The organism is Arthrobacter sp. GW822-FHT05G07 (assembly GCF_058799755.1).
In genome coordinates this window covers 18,298-31,044 of record NZ_JBXALT010000015.1, presented here as the reverse complement: position 1 = coordinate 31,044, position 12,747 = coordinate 18,298, and the positions used below count along the sequence as shown (strand labels likewise).

Annotated in this window: 9 protein-coding genes; 5 read left to right on the top strand and 4 right to left on the bottom strand. The window is 63.6% G+C overall.

The genetic code is table 11. The features are described from left to right. Positions 1–60 precede the first annotated feature (60 nt). Positions 61–702, top strand: a complete 642-nt coding sequence (gene pcp / locus AC1RJY_RS21825) for a pyroglutamyl-peptidase I (protein WP_014921311.1) — start codon at positions 61–63, stop codon at positions 700–702. On the opposite strand, the gene AC1RJY_RS21820 is transcribed toward pcp, so the two are convergent. Together AC1RJY_RS21820 and AC1RJY_RS21815 are read right to left on the bottom strand one after the other, a co-directional pair. Beyond that, a complete protein-coding gene (locus AC1RJY_RS21820) occupies positions 699–1,328 on the bottom strand; it encodes an SIMPL domain-containing protein (protein WP_498603505.1) in 630 nt (209 codons plus the stop codon). The genes pcp and AC1RJY_RS21820 overlap by 4 nt on opposite strands. Before the next feature lie 2 nt (positions 1,329–1,330). Continuing rightward, positions 1,331–1,777, bottom strand: coding sequence for a hypothetical protein (locus tag AC1RJY_RS21815; protein ID WP_011774333.1), 447 nt, complete (start codon positions 1,775–1,777; stop codon positions 1,331–1,333). 158 nt (positions 1,778–1,935) lie between these two features. Here AC1RJY_RS21815 and pheS point away from each other — a divergent pair, with 158 nt between their 5' ends. The 4 genes from pheS to AC1RJY_RS21795 all read left to right on the top strand — a co-directional run bounded on the left by pheS (position 1,936) and on the right by AC1RJY_RS21795 (position 7,372). Beyond that, positions 1,936–2,997, top strand: coding sequence for a phenylalanine--tRNA ligase subunit alpha (pheS, locus tag AC1RJY_RS21810; RefSeq protein ID WP_011774334.1), 1,062 nt, complete (start codon positions 1,936–1,938; stop codon positions 2,995–2,997). A 2-nt stretch (positions 2,998–2,999) separates the two neighbouring features. Then, positions 3,000–5,543: a phenylalanine--tRNA ligase subunit beta gene (gene pheT / locus AC1RJY_RS21805; protein ID WP_498603503.1), complete on the top strand. Its 2,544-nt coding sequence runs from the start codon at positions 3,000–3,002 to the stop codon at positions 5,541–5,543. A 184-nt stretch (positions 5,544–5,727) separates the two neighbouring features. Continuing rightward, the gene (locus AC1RJY_RS21800; protein ID WP_043805970.1) at positions 5,728–6,594 is read left to right on the top strand and encodes a trypsin-like serine peptidase; all 867 of its coding nucleotides are present in this window, start codon (positions 5,728–5,730) and stop codon (positions 6,592–6,594) included. A 130-nt stretch (positions 6,595–6,724) separates the two neighbouring features. Beyond that, positions 6,725–7,372: a 4'-phosphopantetheinyl transferase family protein gene (locus AC1RJY_RS21795; protein WP_210064241.1), complete on the top strand. Its 648-nt coding sequence runs from the start codon at positions 6,725–6,727 to the stop codon at positions 7,370–7,372. Between the two features lie 4 nt (positions 7,373–7,376). On the opposite strand, the gene AC1RJY_RS21790 is transcribed toward AC1RJY_RS21795, so the two are convergent. Together AC1RJY_RS21790 and AC1RJY_RS21785 are read right to left on the bottom strand one after the other, a co-directional pair. Further along, positions 7,377–8,720, bottom strand: coding sequence for a M1 family metallopeptidase (locus AC1RJY_RS21790; protein ID WP_498603500.1), 1,344 nt, complete (start codon positions 8,718–8,720; stop codon positions 7,377–7,379). 12 nt (positions 8,721–8,732) lie between these two features. Next, positions 8,733–12,644, bottom strand: a complete 3,912-nt coding sequence (locus AC1RJY_RS21785; protein ID WP_498603562.1) for a Pls/PosA family non-ribosomal peptide synthetase — start codon at positions 12,642–12,644, stop codon at positions 8,733–8,735. Between the last annotated feature and the right edge of the window lie 103 nt (positions 12,645–12,747).

Below are 12,747 nucleotides of genomic sequence, written 5' to 3'. Positions count from 1 at the left end.
GTCAAGGCCTCGACACCAAGGTCCGGATCACGGGGGCAGGGGCATTGCTAAGGTTGCCCCATGATTCTGCTGACTGGCTTCGAACCGTTTGCTGAGGACACCGTGAATCCTTCCTGGCTGGCGGCGCGGCGTGCGGGGGAGTTGCTCGCATCAGAGGGCATCGCCGTTGAAGCGGTGGAGCTCCCATGCGTCTTCGGTGAGTCCGTACATGTCCTCACCGAGGCAATAGCCCGTCTCAACCCGGACCTGGTTATTTGTCTTGGCTTGGCGGGAGGCCGTGAACGGGTCTCCTTGGAACGCGTCGCCATCAATTGCGATGACGCCCGGATCCCGGACAATAAAGGCCAGCGCCCCGTCGATGAGGAGGTTATCCCGGGCGGGCCCGCAGCATACTTCTCAAGCCTGCCCATAAAGGCGGCGCTCAGAGACCTCCAGATTGCGGGAATCAGGGGAGAGATCTCGCAGTCCGCGGGAACCTACGTGTGCAACCACGTTTTCTACGCCCTGATGCATTCGCTCGTGTCCAGGCCCGGCATCCGTGGCGGGTTCGTCCACGTTCCCTACTTGCCGGAACAGCTGCAGGCAGACAGCCCAGTGCCGTCCATGCCCTTGGATGTGATGGCGGAGGGAATTGCCGTCATTGTCCGGACGGCCCTGCGCACACAGACCGATGTGAAAATTTCAGCAGGGGCTATCCGCTAAACAAGCTCCCACTCAACCTTGACGCTCGCCGTGACTGAGGACTCGCCGGCTTCCACGGGCATGGCCTCGGCAGTGAAGGAGGCCCTGACCATTCCACCCAAAGGAATAGGTGCGCCGTGCAGGGGTTCTTGGGAAATGGACACCACCTGCCCAAGCCGGGCCGAAGCCAGCGAAGCGTACTGTTCGGCTCTTGCCACGGCATCCTGCCATGCGGCCTCTTGTGCCTGGGCTGTGACCGAGGAATGATCCGCAAAGCCTTGCTCGATTCCGTTGATCCGTATGTCGTCGCCGCCGGCCGCCACTGCGGCGGCGATAGCACCTGGTGCGTCCGCCTGGGAGCGGATTCCCACCTGCAGGTTCGTGGATGCCACGTACGCGGTCACCTTCTGCCCTTGACCTTCCACCCACACCAGATCGGCACGAAGGTTCAATCCGCTGGTTCGAAGGTCGACGTCGGAAATACCGGACCCCCGCACAGCGGCCGCGACAGCGTTAGCCGCCTTCCCGGCGTCGTCATACGCTTTCGCCGCCGAGTCCCGGCGGGTCTCGATGCCGAGCGTCAAGGTGACCAGGTCTGGAACAGCCTTTGCGCTCGCGGTCCCGGTGACAGTGATGGTTCGCTTCATTCTTAAGCCTCGATTCGATTGCTGGCAGGTCTCTCTTGCGGGCGGTTGGGTGCGTCCACGTAGCCGCCGGCCGCGAGGCCCGCCTGGCGCTCGAAGAAATTCCTTGAGCCCGGGTTTCCGCTGCGCAGCATGGACCAAGCGGCGGCGACGCCGTAAAGGGCCAGGAAAGGAAGTCCCAGGCAGTACGCGTATTGGGTGCTGTGCCGCTCTTCATGGCCCAGGAGCACTGTGTCGGCTCCGGCCACGCCCGGCGGCGCGCGGTACAGAATGACGTTCCCCAGTGTGAATGCGCCCGCGTGGGGGAGTTTCCACTGATATCCGGCAGCTATCAGGAGGCCGCGCGGACCGCGCGAGAGAGTGCTTCGGGACGCCGCAGCCACTGCAAGTCCCAGCGGTGTGGACAGGTTCACGACGTTTGCGATCTGCCGTAAGCGTTGCGCCGGAGTCATGAAGCCATGCTAGACCCGTCCCAAACTCCGCGGTTAAAGCGCGCCTGCGAGGTTCAACTAGACTGAAGGGTAGTGCCTGCCGTCCGCGGTGAGCACTGCCCTTTCGTTTTGCAGGCCTGCCTTGCCGGCCGCTCCCGACTCGTAGCTAAGAACAGTAGATGACTGACACTTTGCCAGGCGCTGCCATCCCGAATCCGCTGGATGAAGCCGCCATCACCGCCGCCGTCGAGGACGCCATTGCCGCTATTGCGGCTGCTTCCTCCCTTGATGAACTCAAGGCTGTCCGCCTCGCCCACACCGGTGAGAAGTCGCCCCTGAGCCTGGCCAACCGTGAAATCGGTGGCCTCGCCAAGGAGCACAAGGCTGCCGCCGGCAAGCTCATGGGCTCCTCCCGCGGTCGGGTCAACCAAGCGCTCGCTGCCAGGACCCAAGTGCTCGAGGCCGAGAATGACGCCCGCATCCTGGTGGAAGAAACCGTTGATGTCACGGCCGCTCCGCGTCGTCGCCGTGCCGGTGCGCGCCACCCGCTGTCCACGCTGCAGGACCGTGTTTCGGACATCTTTGTTGGCATGGGTTGGGAAATCGCCGAAGGCCCCGAGGTGGAGTCCGAGTGGTTCAACTTCGATGCCCTCAACTTCAAGCCGGACCACCCGGCCCGCGAAATGCAGGATACGTTCTTCGTCGAGCCCCCTGAGGCGCACCTGCTGATGCGTACGCACACGTCCCCTGTGCAGGTCCGTTCCATGCTGGAACGTGAAGTTCCCATCTATGTGCTGTGCCCCGGCAAGGTGTTCCGCACGGATGAACTCGATGCCACGCACACGCCTGTCTTCCACCAGTTCGAGGGTCTTGCGATCGACAAGAACCTCAGCATGGCAGACCTTCGCGGCACGCTGGAGCACTTCGCCCGCCAGATGTTCGGCGACGAAGCGTCCATCCGCCTGCGCCCCAACTACTTCCCGTTCACTGAGCCTTCCGCTGAGCTGGACATCTGGCACCCGGGCGCCAAGGGTGGTCCCCGCTGGATCGAGTGGGGTGGCTGCGGCATGGTCAACCCCAACGTCCTCCGGGCAGCCGGCATCGATCCGGACATCTATTCAGGTTTTGCTTTCGGTATGGGCATCGAGCGCACGCTCATGTTCCGCAACGAGGTCGGCGATATGCGCGACATGATCGAAGGCGATGTACGTTTCAGCGAGCACTTCGGGATGGAGATCTAACAGTGCGTATCCCACTTTCCTGGCTGCGTGAATTCGCGCAGGTACCGGCCGACGCCACGGCCGAAGACGTCATGGCTGACCTGGTCAAGGTTGGCTTCGAAGAAGAAGAAGTCCACCGCCCCACCGACGAGCTCAGGGGTCCCATTGTGGTTGGCCAAGTTCTAAGCCTGGTCAAGGAACCGCAGACCAACGGCAAAACCATCAACTGGTGCCAGGTCCGCGTGGTCCCTGAGGGACAGGAGCAGACCCTCACCGGCAAGGGCATCGATCCTTCCGGTGTGCAGGGCATCATCTGTGGTGCTCACAACTTTGTTGAGGGAGACAAGGTAGTTGTCACACTGCCTGGTGCTGTCCTGCCCGGCAACTTCCAGATCTCGGCGCGGAAGACCTACGGTCACTTGTCCGCGGGCATGATCGCTTCCGTTCGCGAGCTGGGCATCGGGGATGACCACGACGGTATCCTGGTCCTCTCGCGTATCGGCCTGGACCCGGAAATCGGCACTGACGCGATGGAACTCCTAGGTCTCTACGACCAGGCAGCGGAAATCAACGTCACGCCGGACCGCGGTTATGCTTTCTCCATCCGTGGTGTCGCCCGTGAATACGCCCACGCCACCGGGACCACGTTCGTGGATCCGGCGTCGAGGGTCAGCGCACCGGCTTCCCTTCAGGGCGGCTATGGCGTCAAGATCAACGACGACGCGCCGATCTACGGCAAGCCCGGCTGCGACCGCTTCGTGGCCCGCACGGTCCGCGGCGTGGATGCTTCACGTCCCACCCCGCCGTGGATGTCCGCGCGCCTTCGCCTGGCCGGCGTTCGCTCCATCTCGTTGCCGGTTGATATCTCCAACTACGTCATGCTGGAGCTCGGCCAGCCGAACCACTGCTATGACCTGGACAAGCTCGCTGGCGACATCGTGGTTCGTCGTGCAGTGGCGGGGGAGAAGATCACCACCCTCGATGACAAAGAGCGCACGCTCGATGTCGAGGACCTGCTGATCACCGATGATTCCGGCGCCATCGGCATCGCCGGTGTGATGGGCGGCGCCCACACCGAGGTGTCCGATTCCACCACCAACATCCTGGTGGAAGCCGCGCACTTCGACGAAGTCTCCATTGCCCGCTCCCGTCGCCGGCACAAGCTGCCGTCCGAAGCTTCCAAACGCTTCGAGCGTGGCGTGGACTGGCACGTCGCCAACATTGCCGCCCAGCGCGTGGTTGACCTCTTGGTCGAGCTCGCCGGTGGCACCGCAGATGAGGCCGGGACCGACGTCGGAACCGCTCCTGACGCCGTCACCATTGAACTGCCCGCAGAGTTCGCCTCCGCCCGTATCGGCATCGACTTCACTGACGAGCAGATCACCACGTCCCTTGTGGACTTGGGGGCCGTGGTGGAGAAGACCGCCAGCGGCTACCGCGTGACGGCTCCGAGTTGGCGCAACGACCTCGAAACCAAGGAAGACCTCTCCGAGGAAATCGCGCGTCTTGTCGGCTACGACAACATCCCCTCGACTCTTCCGGTGGCGCCTCCGGGCCGTGGCCTGACCCGCAGCCAGCAGCAGAAGCGCCGCGTTGTCCAGGCTTTGGCTGATGCAGGGCTTACCGAGGTGTTGTCCTACCCGTTCGTCTCCAAGGCAGCCAATGACACCTTCGGTGTTGCTGCTGAAGGTGCGGCTCGCCCGGCGCTCAAGCTGGCCAACCCCATCAGTGAGGAACAAGGGTACCTCCGCACCTCCATCCTGCCGGGCTTGATCGAGGTCGCCCGCCGCAATCACTCGCGCGGCTTCCGCGACCTGGCATTGTATGAGGCCGGTTCGGTCTTCCTCCCCGGCGACAAGCTGGGCACGGATTCCATTCCGCCGCTGGGCGTCAAGCCTGCCGATGAGGTACTGGATGCACTGTACGACGGCGTCCCTTACCAGCCGCTGCACATCGCCGCTGTCCTGACCGGCCATGACTCCCCGGCAGCTGCGACGCATACGCCGCGTGCCTGGGACTGGGCAGACGCTGTTGATGTGGCACGCCTGATCGCCGACGTCCTGGGCGTGGAGCTGGTTGTCAGCCAGGGAAGCCACCAGGCATTCCACCCGGGCCGTGCAGCCCGACTCGCACTGCGCACTGGCGACGTTGTGGGCTACGCAGGAGAGCTGCACCCTAAGCTCCTGGCTGCGCACGACATGCCGGCCCGCTCCGTGGCACTTGAGGTCAACGTTGAAGCGTTGTTCGAAGCTGCCGCTGACGTGATCGTGGCCAAGCACATCTCCGGGTTCCCCGTGGCGACGCAGGATGTTGCCTTGGTTGTCCCGCAGGACGTGCCGGCAGACCAAGTCCTTTCGGCGCTCCGCGAAGGCGCCGGAGTCCTCCTCGAAGATGTCTCGTTGTTCGATGTCTATGTGGGGCCGGGCATTGAGGACGGCAAGAAGTCGCTGGCTTTCGGCTTGCGTTTCCGCGCGGACGACCGCACGTTGACGGCCGATGAGGCCTCTGAAGCCCGCGCTGCTGCTGTGGCCGTGGCGACTGAGCGGTTTGGGGCTGTTCAGCGCTGACCTGTTTTACTTAGGACTGTCCCCGGAATCGAACAGGTTCCGGGGACTTTCTTTTTATTGAGATAACACTCCCAGCATCTTGACAGAAGATTCACATGTGTATGACAGTTTTGTCATACACATGTGAAGCATGCGTATCACATCCCTCGCACGGTTCCCCAGAGCCGTCCCTTGAAAGGTACCCATGAAGAAGCAGAACGTTGCTTTGCTTGTCGGGGCTGCAGTAATGGCTTTGACGTCCTCGCTTGGTGGAGCCGCTGTGGCGTCAGAGTCGACGCCCCAAGTGAACGCCGCAGAGGTCCAGCCCGTATCGCACACGGTAGACCAATCGCAGGTTTCCGGTTCCGCCGCGTCGCCGTTGGCAGACAAATACACCATTGCCGCACCCTCCAAGAACGGCGGCGCCTCCACAGACTCAGTCATCGGTGCGGACGGCCGGGTGCGGATCACCAACACCACTGCGGCACCCAACCGCTCGATCGTGCAGATTGAATTCAATGGCGGCTACATCTGCTCCGGTGCCTTGATCTCCGACGACACAGTCCTGACTGCCGGGCACTGCGTGCACGAGGGCGGCACCGGATCGGAAACCGACTACTCCTGGGGTGTCAAAGTGGCTCCGGGCCGCAACGGCTCAACCGATCCCTACGGCACGTGCGGGGCAACCAAGATCTTCACGGACCAGCGCTGGATCGACTCCGCCAATACCAACGCAGACTGGGGTGTCATCAAGCTCGACTGCACCATCGGTAACACCACCGGATGGCTCAACTACACCGGCACAACCGCCAGCCTGAACGGGATCAGCACTACGGTCCGGGGCTATCCGGGAGACAAAGCCTTCGGCACCATGTGGTCCATGACCGGCCCCATTGAAAGCACCCAGACGGAGAAGGTTTTCTACAAGATGGACACCTACGGCGGTCAGAGTGGCGCCCCCGTGTACAACAGCTCCAACACCATCGTGGCAATCCACACCAACGGCGGCAGCTCCAACTCAGGCACCCGCATCACGCCCACGCTGGCGAACTACCTGACGTCGGTGAAGTAACCCGGATGAGTTAACTCACCTACAAGTGTTCCCCGCTGCGAACCTGGCTGCGGGGAACACTGCTGTCCGGGTGGGATGCGAGAGAAGCACGCTAAAGTTTTGCTGGGGAGAGAGCCGTAGGGAGGTCGTGATGGATAACCCAAAACTTGCGCTGCATAAGCTGGGTGACCTGCCTTTTTCGGATGTCCCTCTTCGAGACCTTGGCCAACCGGCCCTCGAGCGCGCCAACAGCTTTGCCGATGCCAAGGACCGCAACGTGTTCCTTGCCGGCCGGCTCGCTCTCCAGCACTTCGCGGCCTCGCTCCTCGACGTGGACCCCACTCGGCTGGTACCGGACTATTGTTGCCCGCGGTGCGGCCCGGGACAGGACCACGGCCGCCCCGGGTTCATGCTCGACGGCGGCCCGGCAGCTTTGGCGGTGAGCGCGTCCCGGGCGTCGGGCTGGGTGCTGCTGGCCGGCGTCGTACATCCAGCGGAGGGCATCCGGCTGGGAGCGGACCTTGAAGCGATAAGCGGGATTGGCTTCGATGGCTTTGACGGCGTCGCCTTGACCGCAGCCGAGAAGGTATTCCTGGTGTCCATCCCGGCGCAGGATCAAGCCAGGCAGCGCGCCCGGCTCTGGGCGCGCAAAGAAGCCTGGCTAAAGATGATGGGCGAGGGTCTGCGAAGGAACCCAGCCGAATTGGACGTGTTGGACCGTCCGGGCTTACAGGACGTGAACATTGTCAGCAATCGTGATCTGCCGGAAGGCCTGGTCGCCGCTTTGGCCCTCGGCTAACGCGTCAACGCGCTGAAGGCAGTGGTGGCAGCGAAGCTTCGTACAGCCACGGGCGGAGAATCGACGCGGCATTAAGCCCGGGAACGAATGAATCCGCAGCCTCAATGAACGTCCCAGTTGAGACCGAACCGTGCCGATTCGTAGCCGTCCAGTGCTGCAGGAAACCGAAGAATGCTTCGTCCCCGGCCGCCATCCGCACCGCATGAACGGCAAGTGCGCCGCGTTTGTAGACCCGGTCATCGAACATTAGCTCGGGACCCGGATCACCCACTACGAGGTCTTGGGCCCCGGCGTCGAGCCTCTTCCACGCGGCCGTTGCGCGGGCGGCGACCGTCATGGTGCGGGATTCCTCGGACCATAGCCACTCCGCATAGCAGGCGAAGCCTTCATGCAGCCAGATGTCCTTCCAGCTGCTCACCGTGAGCGAATTGCCAAACCACTGGTGCGAGAGCTCGTGCGCGATCAGGCGCTGCGCATCCCATGTGTCGCGCATATGGTTTCGCCCGAAGATGGAGACGGTCTGGGCTTCCAGTGGAATTTCCAACTCGTCTTCGGTGACCACCGAGGTGTAGTCGGCGAACGGGTAGGGGCCGAAGCAGTCCTCGAAAGTACGCATCATGTCCGGCTGCCGGCGCAGGCCTTGGAGGGCGTCCACTGCCATCTCGGGCGTCACGGCAACAAACTGGGGGACCCGATGGTGAGTATTGCCGGCGTGGAGTGGAACCCTCGCGTAGCGACCGATCTGCACAGTGGCCAGGTACGTGGCCATGGGTTCGGTTTGTTCGTAGACCCACGTTTCCCGGCTGGACTTCCGGGTATGGCTGACCAGCCGGCCGTTGCAGACGGGCCGGTAATTGTCGTCTGTGGTGACGGAGATGAGGAAGGTTGACTTGTACCGCGGATGGTCGTTGCACGGGAACCAGGACGCTGCACCGTTGGGCTGGCCGGCCACCAGTACGCCGTCGTTCAATTCCTCCCAGCCGACATCACCCCAGAGGCCGCGGCGCGGCTGGGGGTTGCCGTCGTAGCGGATCTCGAGTGAGAACTGCTGGCCAGGCTTGAGCGAGGCTGCCGGCGTCAGCACCAGGTGCTCCGCCCTGTGGCTGAACTTCTGAAGCTTCTTGCCATCCAGCTGAACCTTGCTGGCCCGCAGGCCCACCAGGTCCAGGACGATCTGCGAGGCCGCCTCCAGGGCCGTGCATCGCAGGACCGCTTTGCCGATCAGCTTGTTGCTGCCCAGCCTGACATCGAGGTCCAACTCGTACCTGTCCACGCGGTAGCTGCTGCTGCCGTGGTTCAAGGCGTAGGGGTCGGCTTCGGCTGTGGGAGTAGCGATTGGTACGGTCATGATCCGTCCAATCTACTTGAGGCGCGGCGCTTGTGCAGACGGACCCACCCACGGGCTCACCGGGTTACCCATCCAGTACGTCCCGGCCGGGACGGTTTCGCCGCGCATGACCAACGACGCCGGACCAACAGTACCGCCGTCGCCGATGCTGGCCGCGGGGAGGATGACGCCGTGCGGTCCCATGGTGGCACCGTTGCCGAGCGTCACGGTGTCGAGGCTCATTACACGGTCGTGGAACAGGTGTGTCTGGACCACGCAACCACGGTTGACGGTGGAGTTCTCGCCCAAGGTCACGAGGTCAGCTTCGGGGAGCCAGTAGCTTTCGCACCATGTTCCGCGTCCAATCTTGGCTCCAAGTCCGCGCAACCACCACACCAAGGCAGGAGTTCCGGCAGCAGACCGGGCAAACCACGGGGCGCTCACCATCTCGATAAACGTGTCCACAACCTCGTTGCGCCAAATGAACGAGCTCCACAGCGGATGTTCTCCCGAACGGATGCTCCCCACCAGGACCCACTTAGCGACGATGGAGCTGAGCGCGGCAACGGCGCCTGCGGCCAGCATCACTACGCCACCCAGGAGGGCGGCAATCCAGTAGCCCCACCCGCGGGCGATCCAGTCCAGCACCAGCATCACGGAGACAGCGATGGTCACCGTGAGGATGACCGGAACCAAGCGGCACAGCTCCCACAGGGCTCGTGCCAGTTTGAGCTTGAGGGGCGGTTGGAAGGTGCGGGTCTGGTCAGCGTTGACTGCGGTGCGGCGCAACCTCACCGGAGGGCTGCCAAGCCATGAGGTACCGGATTTCGCCTTGGCGGGCGTGGCCGACAGCACTGCGACGAGGGAGTTCTTGGGTACGTTGCGGCCTGCGGCCGTCATCCCCGAGTTGCCAAGGAAGGAACGCTTCCCGATCTTCGCGGGAGCGATTTTCATCCACCCGCCGCCAAGCTCGTAGGAGGCAACCATAGTGTCATCCGCCAGGAAGGCGCCATCGCCAATGGTGGTCATTTTTGGAACGAGCAGCACGGTGGAGGCTTCCACGTTCTTGCCCACCTTGGCCCCGAGGAGTCGGAGCCAGACAGGGGTGAACAGGCTTGCGTACACGGGAAAGAGGAGGTCGCGTGCCATGTCCAGGAGGCGTTCCGTGGCCCAGACCTGCCAGCCGATGCGGCTTCGAACCCGGTAGTAGCCCTCCGCCAGGCCCAATCCCAGAAGCCTGGCGACAATCAGGATGAGCACGAGGTTGCCGAAGAACCACACCAGGGCCGCCAGCGGCAGGGCGATGGCGATGTGCGGAAGAGCGGTCTCCAACGAATCATGGCCTTGGATGAAAGCCAGGACCACCAGTGCGCCTGCGAAAGCAGAAACATAGGGGATGAGGGCCAGAAGGGCCGAAGCGCTGGCAAAGGCGGAGAACCAGAGCCTGTCGATGACGGGCCGGCGGCTGCTGGGCTCAGGCCACTCGTGCTTGGCTTTTCCGCGGCGTTCTGCGGGGGAGCCGGCTACGAGGTGTCCGGCTTTTACTTTGCCCAGTACAGCGGATCCAGCATCGACGTGGGCACCTGCGCCGATGGTCGCTCCGGGCATCAGGGTGCTCCGTGCACCTACGACTGCACCAGCTCCCACGTGGATCTGGCCGATGTGGACTGAATCGCCGTCCACCCACCAGCCCGAAAGGTCCACTTCGGGCTCGATGTTTGCTCCGCTACCCAAGGACAGCAGGCCGGTGACCGGGGGCAACGAGTGCAGATGGACGTCCCTGCCGATTTTCGCACCCAGGGCGCGCGCGTAGTACGGGACGAACGGTGCGCTGGCCAGGCCGATGGCGCCCGAAAGATCCTGAATTTGCTCTGCGAGCCACAGCCGCAGGTGCGTCTTGCCGGACCTCGGGTAAGTGCCGGGTTCAATTCTGCCGAGCAGGATGCGGGCCGCCAGGACCGAGATCGCCATGCGGCCCAAGGGGCTGACAAAGACCAACCATGACGCCGCGATCCACCACCAGGAGACCACGGGGGCCGCAGCGAACCCGGCAAAGGCTGCAAGTAGATTGTTGGCGCCCATGAGGTAGGTCAGCCAGCGCATCCCCACGAGTATGTGGAGCGGCACGCCCATGAGGACCTGGAAAATCTGCGATTTCAAAGCGGTGGGACGGACGGTGCGCTCAGCGGCGGGACCCGGCGTGCCGCCGTCGGGCAGTGATTGCCGGGCGGCGTCAATCAGGGCGCCGATGCGCGGCGTCGCATAAATATCGGCGACGGTAATGGTGGGGTACCGGACACGAAGAGCGGAAACGAGCTGGGCCGCTGCCAGGGACCCGCCGCCGTAGGCGAAGAAATCGGCATCCAGGGAACTCACAGGACTGCCCAGCACAGACTCCCACTGATCCACTACCCAACCCGCGTCATCCGGCAGGTTCAACGGTGCGTTGCTGGCCTCCGTGGCACCGGCCCCCGCCAGCGGCCAGGGAAGGGCATGACGGTCTACTTTGCCGCTGGTCTTGGTGGGTAGCGAATCCACCACGGTCAGCAAAGGGATCAAGGCAGCCGGAAGGCTCTCGCCGAGGAGCTTCCGTGCTTCATCCATATCGAGCTCATGGCCGTCAGCCGGAGCCAAGTACCCCACCAGGATCTGGTTGCCGGCCGCCGTCGTCTGGACTGCGGCCGCTGCGCCGGCAACGCCGGGGAGGGATTGCAAGGCCGCATCCACTTCGCCCAGTTCGATGCGACGCCCGCCCAGCTTGACCTGTTCATCGGCCCGGCCAATGAAGATCAAGCCCTCGGTTTCGAAGCGCACGAGGTCGCCAGAGCGGTAGGCGCGGGCCCATCCCAGCGTGGTCATGGGGGCGTACTTCTCGGCGTCCTTGGCGGGATCCAGGTAGCGGGCCAACCCGACGCCGCCGATGATCAGTTCGCCGATGTCGCCTTCAGCGACCGGTACTCCATTGGAATCGACGACGGCGAGGTCCCACCCGTCCAGCGGCAGGCCGATCCGTACGGGACCGGGTCCGCCAAGGGGAGCGGCGCACGCCACCACCGTGGCCTCTGTGGGCCCGTAAGTGTTCCACACTTCGCGGCCGTCCACGGCGAGCCGTTCGGCCAATTCGGGTGGGCATGCTTCGCCGCCGAAGATGAGGAGCCGCACGTTCTCCAATGCCTCAGCCGGCCACAGTGCAGCCAAGGTGGGCACTGTGGAGACTACCGTGATGCCGTGGTTGATGAGCCAGGGGCCGAGGTCCATTCCGGTGCGAACCAGGGCTCGTGGTGCGGGCACCAAGCAAGCACCGTGCCGCCAGGCAAGCCACATCTCCTCGCAGGAAGCGTCGAATGCGACGGAGAGCCCAGCCAGTACCCGGTCCTGAGGTCCAATGGGTTCGGCTTGGAGGAAGATCCGGGCTTCCGCGTCAACGAACGCTGCGGAAGAGCGGTGCTTGACGGCGACGCCCTTGGGAGTGCCTGTGGAACCGGAAGTGAAAATGATCCAGGAATCGTCATCCAGTCCGGGCGTGCTGGGACCGGAAACAGCTTCCCTTGCCTCGCCGGCGAGCTGGACGTCCAGGCCCGAAGCAATGACCGCGCCAACTTTGGCTTCCCCGAACACCAACTTGGCGCGCTCGTCGGGGTCGTCCGCATCCACCGGGACATAAGCGGCGCCGGCCATGAGAATTCCCAGTATGGCGATGTAAAGCTCATTGGTTCCCGAGGGGATCCTGACGCCGATCTTGTCCCCACGGCCAAGCCCCGCACCGTTCAATTGCGCTGCGAAAGCGCGGACAGCCTTGAGCAGTTCGGTGTAGCTCAATGACTTGTGCCCATCATCCAAGGCAGAGGCCTCGGGGAATGATGAAGCGGTATCTTCCAGGATGTCGACGAGAGTGCGCTCGGCGGGGGCCGCCGCGCCTCCCGGTAGCTGGGGTCGGTATGTCATCAGGGCAGGCGTCGTACCGGCCCCAGCGGGATGTTCTGTGCTCACGAACGTCAGCTTTCCGCAGAAAGATGAACAAAAGGTGTCTGACGTTTCCTGCCCTTAA